Annotated in this window: 15 protein-coding genes and 1 tRNA gene; 14 read left to right on the top strand and 2 right to left on the bottom strand. The window is 63.5% G+C overall.

Going from position 1 to position 15,178, the window contains the following annotated elements:
- Positions 1–9 precede the first annotated feature (9 nt).
- The 12 genes from ACEW8Q_RS10240 to ACEW8Q_RS10185 all read left to right on the top strand — a co-directional run bounded on the left by ACEW8Q_RS10240 (position 10) and on the right by ACEW8Q_RS10185 (position 11,078).
- Positions 10–1,500, top strand: a complete 1,491-nt coding sequence (locus tag ACEW8Q_RS10240; protein WP_373503957.1) for an FAD-linked oxidase C-terminal domain-containing protein — start codon at positions 10–12, stop codon at positions 1,498–1,500.
- A complete protein-coding gene (gene glcE / locus ACEW8Q_RS10235) occupies positions 1,500–2,651 on the top strand; it encodes a glycolate oxidase subunit GlcE (protein WP_373503956.1) in 1,152 nt (383 codons plus the stop codon). Before ACEW8Q_RS10240 ends, glcE begins: the two co-directional genes overlap by 1 nt.
- Positions 2,651–3,940 carry a glycolate oxidase subunit GlcF gene (gene glcF / locus ACEW8Q_RS10230; RefSeq protein WP_373503955.1) on the top strand — a complete coding sequence of 430 codons (1,290 nt, stop codon included), beginning with the start codon at positions 2,651–2,653 and terminating at the stop codon, positions 3,938–3,940. Before glcE ends, glcF begins: the two co-directional genes overlap by 1 nt.
- A gap of 3 nt (positions 3,941–3,943) precedes the next feature.
- Positions 3,944–5,431 carry a hypothetical protein gene (locus ACEW8Q_RS10225; protein WP_373503954.1) on the top strand — a complete coding sequence of 496 codons (1,488 nt, stop codon included), beginning with the start codon at positions 3,944–3,946 and terminating at the stop codon, positions 5,429–5,431.
- Positions 5,428–6,213, top strand: coding sequence for an urease accessory protein UreD (locus tag ACEW8Q_RS10220; RefSeq protein WP_373503953.1), 786 nt, complete (start codon positions 5,428–5,430; stop codon positions 6,211–6,213). Before ACEW8Q_RS10225 ends, ACEW8Q_RS10220 begins: the two co-directional genes overlap by 4 nt.
- A 9-nt stretch (positions 6,214–6,222) precedes the next feature.
- On the top strand, positions 6,223–6,525 hold the full coding sequence (locus tag ACEW8Q_RS10215) for an urease subunit gamma (RefSeq protein WP_373503952.1): 303 nt from the start codon (positions 6,223–6,225) through the stop codon (positions 6,523–6,525).
- 10 nt (positions 6,526–6,535) lie between these two features.
- The gene (locus tag ACEW8Q_RS10210) at positions 6,536–6,841 is read left to right on the top strand and encodes an urease subunit beta (RefSeq protein ID WP_373503951.1); all 306 of its coding nucleotides are present in this window, start codon (positions 6,536–6,538) and stop codon (positions 6,839–6,841) included.
- A 1-nt stretch (position 6,842) separates the two neighbouring features.
- Positions 6,843–8,546, top strand: coding sequence for an urease subunit alpha (ureC, locus tag ACEW8Q_RS10205; RefSeq protein ID WP_373503950.1), 1,704 nt, complete (start codon positions 6,843–6,845; stop codon positions 8,544–8,546).
- Positions 8,546–8,989: an urease accessory protein UreE gene (locus ACEW8Q_RS10200; RefSeq protein ID WP_373503949.1), complete on the top strand. Its 444-nt coding sequence runs from the start codon at positions 8,546–8,548 to the stop codon at positions 8,987–8,989. The genes ureC and ACEW8Q_RS10200 overlap by 1 nt, the downstream gene beginning before the upstream one ends.
- Positions 8,979–9,710, top strand: coding sequence for an urease accessory protein UreF (locus ACEW8Q_RS10195; protein ID WP_373503948.1), 732 nt, complete (start codon positions 8,979–8,981; stop codon positions 9,708–9,710). Before ACEW8Q_RS10200 ends, ACEW8Q_RS10195 begins: the two co-directional genes overlap by 11 nt.
- Complete coding sequence (ureG, locus tag ACEW8Q_RS10190) at positions 9,707–10,327, top strand: urease accessory protein UreG (RefSeq protein ID WP_373503947.1); 621 nt, start codon at positions 9,707–9,709, stop codon at positions 10,325–10,327. Before ACEW8Q_RS10195 ends, ureG begins: the two co-directional genes overlap by 4 nt.
- A gap of 133 nt (positions 10,328–10,460) precedes the next feature.
- Positions 10,461–11,078 carry a transglutaminase-like cysteine peptidase gene (locus ACEW8Q_RS10185; RefSeq protein ID WP_373503946.1) on the top strand — a complete coding sequence of 206 codons (618 nt, stop codon included), beginning with the start codon at positions 10,461–10,463 and terminating at the stop codon, positions 11,076–11,078.
- A 45-nt stretch (positions 11,079–11,123) separates the two neighbouring features.
- On the opposite strand, the gene ACEW8Q_RS10180 is transcribed toward ACEW8Q_RS10185, so the two are convergent.
- Both ACEW8Q_RS10180 and ACEW8Q_RS10175 read right to left on the bottom strand, forming a co-directional pair.
- Positions 11,124–11,200: transfer RNA gene (locus ACEW8Q_RS10180), tRNA-His, on the bottom strand.
- Between the two features lie 140 nt (positions 11,201–11,340).
- Positions 11,341–11,778: a phasin family protein gene (locus tag ACEW8Q_RS10175; protein WP_373503945.1), complete on the bottom strand. Its 438-nt coding sequence runs from the start codon at positions 11,776–11,778 to the stop codon at positions 11,341–11,343.
- A gap of 205 nt (positions 11,779–11,983) precedes the next feature.
- On the opposite strand from ACEW8Q_RS10175, the gene ACEW8Q_RS10170 reads away from it, so the two are divergent.
- Both ACEW8Q_RS10170 and ACEW8Q_RS10165 read left to right on the top strand, forming a co-directional pair.
- A complete protein-coding gene (locus ACEW8Q_RS10170; RefSeq protein WP_373503944.1) occupies positions 11,984–14,539 on the top strand; it encodes a PAS domain S-box protein in 2,556 nt (851 codons plus the stop codon).
- 7 nt (positions 14,540–14,546) lie between these two features.
- Positions 14,547–15,178, top strand: a 632-nt coding sequence (locus ACEW8Q_RS10165; protein WP_373503943.1) for an ABC transporter permease, incomplete at its 3' end; no start/stop codon positions are given.

The raw sequence follows: 15,178 nt of genomic DNA, 5'->3' as shown, positions 1-15,178 counted from the left end.
TCTTTCTCCATGTTGACCATGCCCATACCTGACGCCGAGGCCATTGCCCGCCGCGCCGAGATTGCCGCCGCCCTCCGCCAGATCGTGAAGGGAGAAGGCGTGATCGAGGCGCCGGTGGAGATGCGGGCCTTCGAAACCGATGGACTGACCGCCTATCGCCAGATGCCGCTGGTCGTGGTGCTGCCGGAAACGACGGCGCAGGTCTCGGATGTCCTCAAGTATGCCCATGCCAACGGTATCAAGGTGGTGCCGCGCGGTGCAGGTACATCGCTTTCGGGCGGTGCCCTTCCGCTGGCGGACGGCATTCTCCTCGGCCTGTCAAAATTCAACCGCGTGCTGGAAATCGACTATGCCAACCGCTGCGCCGTGGTGCAGCCGGGAGTCACCAATCTCGCCATCACGAAGGCAGTGGAGCACAAGGGCTTCTACTACGCGCCCGACCCCTCCTCGCAGATCGCCTGCACCATCGGCGGCAACGTGGCCGAGAATTCGGGCGGCGTGCATTGCCTGAAATACGGCCTCACCGCCAACAACGTTCTAGGCATCGAGATGGTTCTGGTAACGGGCGAGATCATCCGGCTGGGCGGCAAGCATCTCGATTCGGAGGGCTACGACCTGCTCGGCATCATGACCGGCTCCGAGGGCTTGCTCGGCGTCGTCACCGAGGTCACGGTCCGCATCCTGCAGAAGCCCGAGACGGCGCGTGCCGTGCTTGTCGGTTTCCCGACCAGCGAGGACGCCGGCAAATGCGTGGCCGACATCATCTCCGCTGGCATCATTCCGGGCGGCATGGAGATGATGGACCGGCCGGCCATCCACGCGGCGGAGGAATTCGTCCACGCCGACTACCCGCTCGACGTCGAGGCGCTGCTGATCGTCGAACTTGATGGGCCGCAGGTCGAGGTCGACCATCTCATCACGCGCGTTTCCGAGATCGCGACGGTGAACCGCTCGAGCACGCTCCGCATCTCGACCTCGGAAGAGGAGCGCCTGCTGTTCTGGGCTGGGCGCAAGGCGGCTTTCCCCGCCGTGGGCCGCATCTCGCCCGATTACATCTGCATGGACGGCACAATTCCCCGCAAGAAACTTCCCGAAGTGCTGCAGGGCATGGCCGAGCTTTCAAGGCTGCACCGGCTCAGGGTGGCAAACGTGTTTCATGCCGGTGACGGCAACCTGCATCCCCTCATTCTCTTCGATGCCAATGACCCAGACGAACTCGACCGTGCCGAGAAATTCGGTGCCGACATCCTGAAGCTGTGCGTGAAGGTGGGAGGCGTGCTGACGGGCGAGCATGGCGTCGGGATCGAAAAGCGCGACCTGATGCCGGAGATGTTCTCCGAGTCGGATCTTGCCCAGCAGATGCGCGTCAAGTGCGCCTTCGACGACAAGGGCCTGCTCAATCCGGGCAAGGTGTTTCCCACGCTCCACCGCTGCGCCGAACTTGGCCGCATGCATGTGAAGGGCGGCCAGCTTCCCTTCGCCGACATTCCGAGATTTTGATGGCCGATGCACTGAAACCAGCCTCTGAGGCGGAGTTGGCGGAGATCGTCGCCTCCACGTCCGAACCCTTGGAGATCATCGGCACCGGCACGAAGCGCGGCCTCGGGCGGCCGGTGCAGGCCGTACGCACGCTCGACATGTCGGCCTTCTCCGACATCATCGCCTATGAGCCCGAGGAGCTGATCCTCGACGTCGGTGCTGGAACAATGCTCTCGGATGTCGAAAACCTCATCGCCGCGCGCGGGCAGCAACTTGCCTTCGAGCCGCCCGACTTCTCGGGACTTTGGCAAAGCGAACACAGTGGCACGGTGGGCGGGCTCATTGCCTGCAACCTGTCGGGGCCACGGCGCCTGAAAGCGGGTGCGGCGCGCGACCACATCCTCGGCATCCGCGCGGTCACCGGCAATGGCCTCGTCTTCAAGGCGGGTGCCCGCGTCGTCAAGAACGTGACCGGCTATGACATGCCGAAGCTGGCGACAGGCTCATTCGGCACGCTGGCGGCGCTGACGTCCATCATCCTGAAGGTGCTGCCGAAGCCCGAGACCGAAGAGACCGTGGTGCTCGCGGGGCTCGATGACACGCAAGCTGTGAGCGCCATGAGCCTCGCCATGCAATCGGCCTGCGAGGTGTCGGGTGCGGCCCATGTTCCGGGCGAGGCCGTATACCTGCGGCTCGAAGGCATAGCACCTTCGGTCGCCTACAGGCGTGACCAGCTGGCAAAGACGCTCAACCGTCCGATCGAGATCCTGGCGGCCAAAAGCTCAGCGGCAAAATGGAAGGCGATCCGCGATGCGACCGCTTTCGCGAGCCAGCCAGAGCGCCCGCTGTGGAGGCTCTCGGTGACGCCATCAGAGGCCCCACGCATCGTGCGCGAGATCGGCGCGGCTCTCGACATCCGCTATGTCTTCGACTGGGCCGGCGGACTTGTGTGGCTGGAAGTTCCGGCTTCGGAGGATGCGTCCGCCGCGCTCATCCGCGCCGCGCTGGGCGAAGGCCATGCAACGCTGTTCCGCGCGCCCGAGCCGGTGCGGGCCGTCATCGATGTGTTCCAGCCTCAGCCTCCGCCGCTCGCCGCTCTCTCGGCACGCGTGAAATCCTCGTTCGACCCACGCCATCTTTTCAATCCCGGCCGCATGTATCGGGGAGTCTGATGCAGACCACATTTACCGCCGATCAGCTCGAACAGCCCCGCATCGCGGAGGCCAACGCGATTCTGCGGAAATGCGTGCATTGCGGCTTCTGCACTGCCACCTGCCCCACCTATGTGCTGTTGGGTGACGAACTCGACAGTCCTCGCGGGCGCATCTATCTCATCAAGAACATGCTGGAGAGCGGCGAGCCCGCGACGGCGCAGACAGTGAAGCACATCGACCGCTGCCTTTCGTGCCTCTCGTGCATGACGACGTGTCCCTCGGGCGTCCACTACATGCACTTGATCGACGAGGCGCGCGCGCATGTGGAGGAGACTTACAAGCGGCCCCTGTTCGAACGGCTTTTGCGCAACGTGCTCGCTTACACCATGCCGCGGCCGAGGCTGTTCCGGTTGTCGCTCATCGCGGCGAAGATCGCCTCTCCGCTCGCGCCTATGGCGAAGTCCTTCGGGGCGACGCGCATTTCAGCACTCCTCGGACTTGTGCCCAAGATTATGCCCTCGCCAGAACGTTTCGGTGCACCGGGCACCTACCCGGCACGGGGACCGAAAAAGGGACGCGTGGCGCTGCTGATGGGCTGCGTGCAAAGCGTGCTCGATCCCGCTATCAACGCGGCGACGCTCCGCTTGCTGACGCGGCTTGGCTATGAGGTCGTGGTCTCGGGCGAGGAGGCCTGCTGCGGATCGCTCACCCATCACATGGGCAAGGAAGACGATGCACTGGCCCGCGCACGGCGTTCGGTCGACCAGTGGACGAAAGCAAATGTCGATGCCGTGGTGATCACGGCGTCAGGCTGCGGCACCACCATCAAGGACTATGGCCACATGCTGCGGCTCGATCCGGCCTATGCGGAGAAAGCGCATGCCATCAGCGCGAAGGCGAAGGACGTGACGGAGTTCCTCGCGCAGGAAAATCTCCCCGAGGCAAAGGGCGGCCTGAAGCTCGCCTATCATTCGGCCTGCTCGATGCAGCACGGACAGAAGATCAAGGCGGAGCCTCTGAACCTGCTGCGCCGCGCGGGCTTTACGGTGTCGGAAGTGCCGGAAGGCCATCTCTGCTGCGGGTCGGCGGGCACCTACAACATTCTCCAGCCCGAGATCGCGACGAGGCTCCGCGACCGCAAGGTGGCGAACATCGAAACGCTCAAGCCCCAGGCCATCGCCACCGGCAATATTGGCTGCATCACGCAGATCGGGATGGGCACGAAGATTCCAATCGTTCACACTATCGAGTTGCTCGACTGGGCCTATGGCGGGCCGAAACCCTCGAAGCTGGACGGGATCGCCTGATTTATGGCGAAGGCCCCCAGAGGCATCGAAATCGGACCCAAGCTCTCACGCGACGATACGCGCGTGCTGAGCGAGGACGCGCTGGATTTCCTGACTGTGCTTTCACGCGCTGCGGGCCGCTCCGAACATCGCGCTGAGGAGGTGGCGGTTTTCAGGCCCGAGACGTCAACGATCCGCGACGGTGCGTGGAAGATCGCGCCGCTGCCGCGCGACCTCGCCGATCTCCGCACTGGAATTGTCACGGCCCTTTCGCGCAAGGAGTTGATGACCGCGCTCAATTCAGGCGCGCGGCTCTGCCTTGCGGACTTCTGCGATTTCACGCCGCCTTCGTGGGACAATCTCATGGACGGCCAGCGCAATCTCATGGACCGCTGGACCAGCGCCATGGACTTCACCGATCCTGTCACGGGCAAGCGCATGTCGCTGTCGCAGCGGCTCGCCACGCTCATGGTCCGGCCCCGGCCTCTTCAATCGGAAGAGACGCGGGTGAAGCTCGATGGACAGCCGATCGCCGCCGGGGTTTTCGATGCGGGACTGTATCTCTTCCACAATGCAAAGGTGTCGCTCGCCAAGGCATCCGGTCCCTATCTTTGCCTCACAGGCGTGAGTTCGCAGGCCGATGCCCGTATCTGGGGCGACCTGCTCATCCACGCGGAAAGCCTTCTCGGGCTCCCGGTTGGATCGATCCGGGTGAATGTCGTCATCGGCACGCCGGGCACGATGCTGCAACTTGACGAAATTGCCCATGAGCTGCGCGACCGCATGGCAGGCTTCTCGATGGGCGGGCAGCGGTTTGCATTCTCGGCTGCCCTGCAGGCATTGGCGCGCAAGGGCGGCACCCTTCCGGATGCCCTCGACCTCGAACAGACATGGCAAGGCCATGTCATCCGCACCGCGCACAGAAGGGGCTCACTCGCGCTGGCCTCGATGACGCGAGACACGGCGCGGGAACATGCGGAGCGTGCCGTCCGCGCCGGGTTCGACGGCATTTGGACCGGACACCCCGATCACGTCGCCGCTGCGGCCAAGGTCTTCAACGACGACATGCCCACCGCCAACCAGACGTATGTGACACGCGACGACGTGACCGGACTGCCGCAAGCTAAAACCGGCCTTGTCGAAGCGAAAACGGAAGCAACTTTCCACGCTGACATCGATGCCACGCTGATCGTCTTCGAATCGTGGCTCGCAGGCCGCGGGCCGCCAAGCATCGGTGGGGTCGTCGAAGACACGGCCAGCGCGGACCTCCGCCGGTTGCGCCTGTGGCACTGGATCAGGCAGGGCGCAAAACTGGATACGGGCCGCAAGGCCGGCGAAGCACTTTACGAGGATTGCGTACTCGATGCGTTGAAGCGCCTGAAGGCCGAACGGGGCGACGAGGCTTATCGCAGCGGGCGCTTCCGCGAGGCAACGGTTCTGCTGCGCACGCTGGTTCTGGCAAAGGAGTTCGAGCCGGACTTCACGGCGCTGGCCCTGAAGAAGCTGGCATGATTACCCCTGCACTGTTTCGGCACCAGCGCTCGGAAGGTAGCATCCTCCTCAGCATGGGGCCAAAGGGTGTGCGGCGCATGCGGGAAGCCCATTCCGCCAAGGTTCGCGTTCCGCAGGCAAGCCATGAGGCCATCCTCATCAATACCGGCGGCGGGCTCGCTGGCGGGGATAAATTTTCCTTCGATATCACGGCGGAGGCAGGCGCAAGGCTGACCGTCACCAGCCAGGCGGCCGAGCGCGTTTACCGCTCGCTTGGTGACCCCGCCGTCGTCGAGGTCAGGCTCAGGGCCGAGGCTGGTGCCAGCCTCATGTGGCTGCCGCAGGAATCGATTCTGTTCGATGGCTCCGCCCTCACCCGGCAGATCGAAGCCGATCTTGATGCCGATGCCAGGTTTCTGGCGGTCGAGAGCATCATTCTTGGCCGGGAGGCCATGGGCGAGACGGTTCACCACGCCCGCCTCCGCGACCGCTGGCGCGTCCGGCAGGAAGGGCGCCTGATCTTTGCAGATGACCTTGCTTTCGACGGAGCCCCTCCCGCGACGCTCGCCACGCTGGGCGAGGCCCGCGCCTTTGCCACCGTCGTGCTGGTTTCTCCCGATGCCGAGAACCTCGTGGAGAAGGTCCGCGATGAAATCGGAGCTTCCGGCAGCGCCAGCGCCTGGTCTGGCAAGCTGGTTGCAAGGATTGTCTCACGAGATGGCTTCGAGCTGCGCAAATCCCTGATTCCGGCACTTACCCTGCTGGCAGGGGGTATTGCTCTGCCTAAAGTTTGGACATTCTGAGGGGAATTCATGCAACTTACACCGCGCGAGAAGGACAAGCTGCTCGTTGCCATGGCGGCGGTCGTCGCCCGCAGGCGGCTGGAGCGGGGCGTCAAGCTCAATCACCCGGAAGCCATCGCGCTCATCACCGACTATGTGGTGGAAGGAGCCCGTGACGGGCGCTCGGTCGCAGACCTCATGGAACATGCCGCCCATGTCATCACCCGCGAGCAGGTGATGGATGGCATCGCCGACATGATCCACGATGTGCAGGTCGAAGCGACCTTCCCCGATGGCACCAAGCTCGTCACCGTCCACCATCCCATTCGCTAGGAGCGAAACCATGATTCCCGGCGAAGTCATTCCTCAAGACGGCGACATCGAACTCAACGCGGGGGCCTTGAAGGTCACCATCGAAGTGGCCAACACCGGAGACAGGCCCATCCAGGTGGGCTCGCATTATCATTTCTTCGAGACCAACGAAGCGCTGCGCTTCGACCGCGGCAAGGCGCGCGGATGCCGCCTCGACATCGCGGCCGGAACCGCCGTGCGCTTCGAGCCGGGCCAGCGCCGCGAGGTGACACTCATTCCCTTGAGCGGTCTCCGCCGTGTCTACGGGTTCCAGCAGAAGATCATGGGAGCGCTCTGAGATGGCCCGCATTTCCCGCGCGACCTATGCCTCGATGTATGGCCCCACGGTGGGTGACAGGGTGCGGCTGGCCGACACCGAGCTTTTCATCGAGGTGGAGAAGGACTTCACCATCCATGGCGAGGAAGTGAAGTTTGGCGGCGGCAAGGTCATCCGCGACGGCATGGGCCAGTCGCAGATGAGCCGCGCGGCAGGAGCCCTCGACACCGTCATCACCAACGCGCTGATCCTCGACCACTCCGGCATCTACAAGGCCGACGTTGGGTTGAGGGATGGCCGCATCGCCGCCATCGGCAAGGCCGGCAACCCGGATACGCAGCCGGGCGTCACGCTCATCATCGGGCCGTCGACCGAGATCATCGCAGGCGAAGGCAAGATCCTCACCGCCGGTGGCATCGACAGCCATATCCATTTCATCGCGCCCCAGCAGATCGAGGAGGCGCTCTATTCCGGCGTCACCACCATGCTGGGCGGCGGCACCGGACCCGCCCACGGCACGCTCGCCACCACCTGCACCGGCGCCTGGCATATCATGCGGATGATCGAGGCGGCGGACGCCTTCCCGATGAATCTCGGGCTGATGGGAAAGGGCAACGCCTCGCTGCCGCAACCCCTGGAAGAGATGATCCTCGCCGGTGCCTGCGGACTTAAGCTCCATGAGGACTGGGGCACCACGCCCGCGGCAATCGACAATTGCCTCGCGGTGGCGGACGCCCATGACGTGCAGGTGGCGATCCACACCGACACGCTGAACGAGTCGGGCTTCGTGGAAGAGACGATCGCCGCCTTCAAGGGCCGTACCATCCACACGTTCCACACAGAAGGTGCGGGCGGCGGCCATGCGCCGGACATCATCAAGGTTGCTAGCCTTCCGAACGTGCTGCCGTCGTCCACAAACCCGACGCGGCCCTATACGACGAATACGGTGGCCGAGCATCTCGACATGCTGATGGTGTGCCACCACCTGAGCCCGCGCATTCCGGAAGACATCGCGTTTGCCGAAAGCCGCATCCGCAAGGAGACCATCGCAGCGGAAGACATCTTGCACGACCTGGGCGCCATCTCGATGATCTCGTCAGACAGCCAGGCCATGGGCCGCGTCGGCGAAATCATCATTCGCTGCTGGCAGACGGCTCATAAGATGAAAATGCAGCGTGGGAGCCTTCCCGGCGACGGCGCTGCCGACAACAACCGCGTGAAGCGCTACGTGGCGAAATACACGATCAACCCGGCGATCGCGCAAGGCATCGCGCATGAAGTGGGATCAATTGAAGTGGGCAAACGTGCCGATCTCGTTTTGTGGAACCCGGCCTTCTTCGGTGTGAAGCCCGAGATGGTGCTGCTCGGCGGATCGATTGCGGCAGCACCCATGGGCGATCCCAATGCCTCGATCCCCACGCCGCAGCCCGTGCATTACCGCCCGATGTTCGCGAGCTTCGGAAAGTTGCTGACCACTTCCTCCGTCACCTTCGTGAGCCAGGCCTCGCTCGACTACGGGCTCGACAAGCGGCTCGGCGTGGCGAAGAAGCTGGTCGCGGTCGAGAACACCCGGTCGGGCATTTCCAAGGCCTCGATGATCCACAACGATGCGACGCCGGTAATCGAGGTCAATCCCGAGACCTATGAAGTGCGCGCGGACGGCGAATTGCTCACCTGCGAACCAGCGAACGTGCTGCCGATGGCGCAGCGCTACTTCCTGTTCTGATGGTGCTCCGCGCGACATCGTTCCGCCGCGCGGAACCATTGGGCGAGACGCCCTTCGACATCGTGGTGCTCGATGCCGACGAACGCCACATCAGGCGCAAGCGCATCACGCTGCAGCATGGCGATGAGATCTTGGTCGATTTCGAGAAGTCCGTGAAGCTCGAACACGGTGATTGCCTTGTGCTTGAAGATGGGCGCGTGGCGGAGGTGATCGCCGCCGAGGAGCACCTGATGGAAATCCGGGCGTGCTCGCCCGAGCATCTCATCCAACTCGCTTGGCACATCGGCAACCGGCACCTGCCCGCGCAGATCGAACCGCAACGCATTCTCATCCGCCGCGACCGGATCATTCGCCATATGCTTGAAACGCTCGGCGCAGCCGTGAGCGATGTGTCAGAACCCTTCCATCCCGAACATGGCGCCTATCACACCCATGAGCATTGAGGCCCAACAGCTTCTCCTCCTGCTCAACTGGATGTCACCAGCGTTCCCGACCGGTGCGTTTGCCTATTCGCACGGACTTGAATGGGCCATCGAAGACAAGGCGGTGAGCGATGCCGCGACGCTGAAACAATGGATCGAAGATCTGGTGACGCGCGGCTCCGGCTGGAATGACGCCGTGCTGTTCTCACGCTGCTGGGAGAATGATGCCGCGGAACTGAATGAGTTGGCGCTGGCGCTGGCAACCTCGAAGGAACGCTATCTGGAGACGACGCAACTGGGGCGAAGCTTCGGCATCGCTGCCTCTGTCTTCCTCCCTTCTCCCCTTGCGGGAGAAGGTGGCCGAAGGCCGGATGAGGGGCCGCCCAGGCTCAACCTCTCACCCGCCGCTGCGCGGCACCCTCTCCCGCAAGGGGAGAGGGAAGATTGGGCTTATCCCATCGCAGCGGGCTCGTCCTGCGCGGCACTCGACATTCCAAGGCATCATGCCCTGCTCGCCTACCTCCAGGGCTTCTGCGCCGCGCTCACCTCCGTGGCGGTTCGCCTCGTGCCGCTCGGTCAGACGGCGGGTCTTGAGACATTGCGGGACCTTATGCCCGTCATCACCGCCACGGCGGAGCGTGCCGCTACTGCATCGCTCGACGATCTCGGCACCATCACGCTGGTTGCCGACATCGCCGCGATGAAACATGAAACACAGTATTCGAGAGTGTTCCGCACATGAGTGCTTCCTCCTCGCACGGCCCGCTTCGCGTCGGCATCGGTGGCCCCGTCGGCTCCGGCAAGACGACGCTCACCGAAAAGCTCTGCAAGGCGATGAGCGGGAAATACTCGGTCGCGGCCATCACCAACGACATCTATACGAAGGAGGATGCCCTGATCCTCAACCGGCTGCAGGCGCTGCCGGAGGACCGCATCATGGGGGTGGAGACCGGCGGCTGCCCGCATACGGCGATCCGCGAGGATGCCTCAATCAACCTCGCCGCGGTTGACGAGATGACGAAGCGCCACCCGGACCTCGACGTGATCTTCATCGAATCGGGTGGCGACAACCTTGCCGCCACCTTTTCTCCCGACCTTGCAGACATCTCGCTCTATGTGATCTCGGTCTGCCAAGGCGAAAAGATCCCGCGCAAGGGAGGGCCTGCCATCACGAAGTCGGACCTGCTCATCATCAACAAGGCCGACCTGGCGCCCCACGTGATGGCCAATCTCGACATCATGGAAAGCGACACGAAAAAGGTGCGCGGCGAGCGGCCTTATGTGTTTACCGATCTCCTGCGCCAGAAGGGCCTCACCGAGGTAATCACCTTCATCGAGAAGGCTGGCGGCCTCTCCTGAAACAACCGGCGGCCCCGGTATGGTTAACAAGGCATTAAGGAAATTAACTAAACTTTTTCTTAACTTTTGACGATTCCTGCCCTTCCGGGCGACAAAGGTCCCCGCAGGCACAAAGTGCCGCGTGGGGGCCTACATGAAGTTCAAGTCCATAGCAGCAATGGTCGCGGTCATCGGATTCTGGGCAATCCTGGCATCCTCCGCGCAGGCCCAGCCGACATCCGCAAGGGAATTCGGCAAGACGCTGCCGCCCGTGGGCTACGTCAGCTACTGCGCCCGCTCGCCTGAAGAATGCCTGCCGGACCGTGCCAAGGCAACGCGCATCGACCTCACCGAAGAGCGCTGGGCCGAGCTGATGATGGTCAATACCTTCGTCAATGCCAAGATCGCTCCGGTCCGTGATGAAGACCTCTACGGCCAGGCCGAATTCTGGACGATGCCCAAGGATGCCGGCGACTGCGAAGACATTCTCCTCATGAAGCGCCGCTACCTGCACGACATGGGCTTTCCCCTGGGAGCGCTGCGCATCACGGTGGTGCTCGATGAAACCGGCGAAGGCCATGCCGTGCTCACCGTCGTCAGCCGCAAGGGCGACTATGTGCTCGACAATCGCCGCAACGAGATTCGCCGCTGGAACGATACCGGCTACCGTTTCCTGAAGCGCCAGTCGGGCCGCAACCCGAAGGTCTGGGTGTCGCTGGTCGAGACTGCGCCCGAAACGGGTGGATCGATCCAGGTGGGCTCGGGACAATAAGGCATTGTGCGGGCCATCGCCTTGCCGCTCGCCCAACTCATGAAGTGGTACCGCTGCCCCGGCTCGAACGGGGGACCCCTAGATCCACAATCTAGTGCTCTAACCAACTGAGCTACAGCGGCACGTCTCTTCAACGTGGGGCGTTCCTAGCCCCAGTCGCGCGGGATTTCAAGACAACAAAAAGGCCCGCGATGGTGAGCGGGCCTTCTCCAGTTTGCGGCGGCGGGCGGGGAGGACGCCCGGACGCCGTTCAATCATTCGTTCAGGCCGCGGCCTTGGAGAAGCTGGTGAAGGACTTCGTCAGTGATTCCTGCACGGGCTTCAGCGATTCCTTGGCGAGAGCCATGGACAGTTCGCTCAGCTCGGTGGTCTGGCGCTGCATCGTCTCGGCCTGCTCCTTGAGGAACGTCTGCTGGAGCGTGAAGACCTCGGCCGGTTCCTTCACCGCGAAGAACTTGCGGGCGAAGGCGAAGCCGGCATTGACGTTCAGCTGGGCAAATTCCATCGTCTTCAGCTGGATGTCGGTGACGCGGTTCTTGTAGGCGTTGGCGGCGGCGTCCAGCATCTGGACGTTGCCATGGGCGACTTCGCTGACCTTCTCGAAGGCAGCCTGCGCCTGATCGACGGACTTCTGAGCGAAGCTGTTCACGTCAGCAATGGTTTCGGTGGTCATTTCGGGTTTTGCCTTCTTGATCGACATCTTCATCTCCTGCCGGCCAGGCCATGAATGCGCCTGCCTGATGACCACTATATAGGCTAGAAAATGGTGCAGTGCAATATAAATGTTGCAACGCGCCAATTCACAAGAAAATTCGGGCATTTAACGAAATATGGACGGAGCACCCGGAAATCGTTTAGTTTGGATTAAGCTGCTGTAGCATTCCGACCCAAGAGAAAGAGACACCGTGGCCGACGTGGCGACACCGACGCTGGAAGACCTGCGGGACGTGCCCGAAGCCGCCTGGCTCTGGGATGGCTCGCGCGCGCGTATTGTATGGGCCAACCGGGCAGGGATCGCCTACTTTGGCGGCGCCTCTCTTTTCGACCTGATCGACCGGCCATTCGATTTCCTCGAGCCTGGCGTCGAGCAGATCGCCAATTTTGCCCGGACACTGAGACGTGGGCAGGTGGAAACGGCCCTGCTGCATTTCCCCTCGTCCGGCGCCACGGCGCCCCTGTCCTGCCGCTGCATGGTTCATGCGCTGGCCGATGGACGGCCCGGCGTCCTGGTGGTCGCCCGGCATTCCGCTGCGGCCCAGGCCCAGAAAGCCAGCGATGACATTCTCGCGGCCTTCGACATTCTCCCCTCCGCTGCCGTTTTGGTGGCGCGGGACGGATCGATCCGGCATCTCAACGCGGCAGCGCTTCTGCTCCTGGGTGCAGGCCAGAGAGCCAGCCTCGCAGGCCTGCTGGCCGACCAGCAGTCAGCGGACGACATGCTGAGCCGTGTCGAAACCGCCGGTACGGTCGTCACCACGAAGCCCCTCACGGTGCGTCTGGGCCAGCGCGATATTAGGCTGACGGCGAGACTGATCAACCGCGCCGCGGACGACAATGCCTTCGCCATGCTGCTCCTCGACGACGTGACCGAGCGCCGCGCCCTCGAACTGAAGCTGACGGGCGCGGAGTCCTTGCCCGCCGCACCCCTGCCAACGGCCGCGGGTGCGGATGAGCCGACCGCCAAGCCGCTCTCCGAATCAGATGCCGCCGCTTTCGAGAAACTCGCCCGGACGCTCGGTGAAGGCATTCGCCACGTTCCCCGCCGCGACGTGAAGACCGAAACGGAAGCTCAACCAGCCACGCAGACCGCGCCAGCTGCGGAGACTCCGGCACCGAAGCAGGACCCGGCTCCGCCGCGCCGCAAGCTGCAGCGCATTCCCGATCAGGTAAGGCTGCCGCTCGAAAATCGCGCGGACGCATTGATGGTCGCCAAGGACGGGCAGTTGCTCTTTGCCAATCCCGCCGCTGCCCGTCTGTTCGGGTACGAAACCGGCGAAGACGTCATCAACGACGAGAGGCTTTTCGACCGCTTCGGACAGTTGGGCCAATCCCTGCCCGGCAGCGACATTGCCAGGGTCGATGGCAAGACGATCCATGCCACGGTGCAGATGAACGTGATCCCGTGGCTCGGCGGGCCTGCACGTCAATTCGTGGTGAAACCGGCAGAGCCGCCAAAGGCAGTCCCCCCCGAACCCAAGCTCGTGACGGCGACGGCCCTTGCACCTGAGCCCTCGGTTAAAGCCATGAGGCCTTCGGCGCCAGAGTCCAAGCCCAGCGACGCGCCACCAGCACCCAAGCCCACGGCCGAGGTCATCCAGCTTCCGGTACGCAACAACCCTACCGAAGCCGATCAGGAATTGCGGGCCATTCTCGATACCGCCGCCGACGGCATCATCACGCTCGATCAGGATGCGCGCATCCACACGTTCAGCGCCGGGGCCGAGGCAATCTTCGGCTACCGGATCGCCGACGTCGCCGGAAAGCCCTTCGTCGACCTTCTCACTCCCGACAGCCGCAAGACGGTGCGGGATTATCTTGCGGCCCTCCAGGGCCCGGGTCTTGCGAGCGTCTTCAACGACGGGCGCGAAGTGACGGCAGTGGTGAGCCAGGGTGGAACGGTGCCGCTGTTCCTGACCATCGGCAGATTGCAGGCCACGCGGTCCCAGGCCGCCTTCTGCGCGGTCGTGCGCGACATCACGCAATGGAAGAAGACTGAAGCGGAACTGCGCGAGGCCAAAGAGCGTGCCGAAGCGACAAGCCGGCAGAAGTCGGAATTTCTTGCCAGCGTGAGCCATGAACTGAGAACGCCGCTCAATGCCATCATGGGTTTCTCGGAAGTGATGCGGCTTGGCCGATTCGGCGAGATCGACAACGAGAAATACCGCGGCTACGTCCACGACATTCATTCCAGCGGCACGCATCTCCTGTCGCTCATCAACGACCTGCTCGATCTCTCCAAGGTCGAGGCGGGCAAGCTTGAATTGAACTTTACCTCGGTGAACCTCGGCGATGTGGCGGAGCATGCGCTGAAGTTGCTGCAGGAACAGGCGACAGCGGCGCGCGTGGTGCTGCGGAAGTCATTGCCTGCTGAACTCCCCAATGTGGTGGCCGATCTGCGCTCGATGCGGCAGGTCATGCTGAACCTCGTGTCGAACGCCATCAAGTTCACCGATCCGGGCGGGCAGGTGGTGATTTCCGCGCAGCTCATGCCGGCGGGCGAACTGAAGCTCCGCATCAAGGACAGCGGCATCGGCATGTCGGCGACGCAGCTCCGCGATGCGCTCGAGCCATTTGGCCGCGTGACCACCGAAGGCCGCGACGTGCAGGGCACTGGACTGGGCCTGCCGCTGACCAAGGCCCTGGTCGAGGCCAATCGCGCGAGCTTCGAGTTGTCGAGCGAGCCGCGCAAGGGAACTCTGGCCGAGATCACCTTCCCCACAACCCGCGTGTTGGCGGACTAGCCAGGCCATGGCGAATGCCGAAGCCGGGGCCGTGCTGAAAGGCCCGCCACCGCCGTTGAGCGAACGCCTGCTGAGTTCGGGCGCCCTCATCATCAGCCTCGCACTCGGGCTGCCGGTGCTGACCATTCTCTTCCTCGCCTTCACGCCCACCGAGAACGTCTGGCCGCACCTGATCTCGACCGTGCTTCCGGGATATGTGCTCCGCACGCTGGGTCTCATGGCCGGCGTGGGCTGCATCACCTTCGTCGTCGGAACGGCGGTTGCTTGGCTCGTCACAATGTGCCGGTTCCCGTTGCGGCCGCTGTTCGTGTGGGCCTCGCTGCTGCCGATGGCGATGCCGGGCTATATCGTGGCTTATACCTATGTCGACTTCCTCAGTTTCGCTGGCCCGCTGCAGACATGGTTGCGCGGGCTCTTCGGCTGGAAGACCCCCGCCGACTACTGGTTTCCCGAAATCCGCTCGCTGGGCGGCGCCATCGTCGTGCTTTCCATGGTGCTTTATCCCTATGTCTTCCTCACGGCGCGGGCGAGCTTCACCCGCCAGCCGGCAACACAGCTCGAAGTGGCGCGCGCGCTGGGCCAGACACCGTGGGGCGCCTTCCGCACCGTGGCGCTGCCTCTCGCCCGCCCCGGCATCGC

The sequence above is a fragment of the Aestuariivirga sp. genome (genome assembly GCF_041738905.1).
Classification (GTDB): Bacteria; Pseudomonadota; Alphaproteobacteria; order Rhizobiales; family Aestuariivirgaceae; genus Aestuariivirga.
Note: the sequence above shows the minus strand (reverse complement) of the source record. Positions and strands in the feature narration are given on the sequence as shown.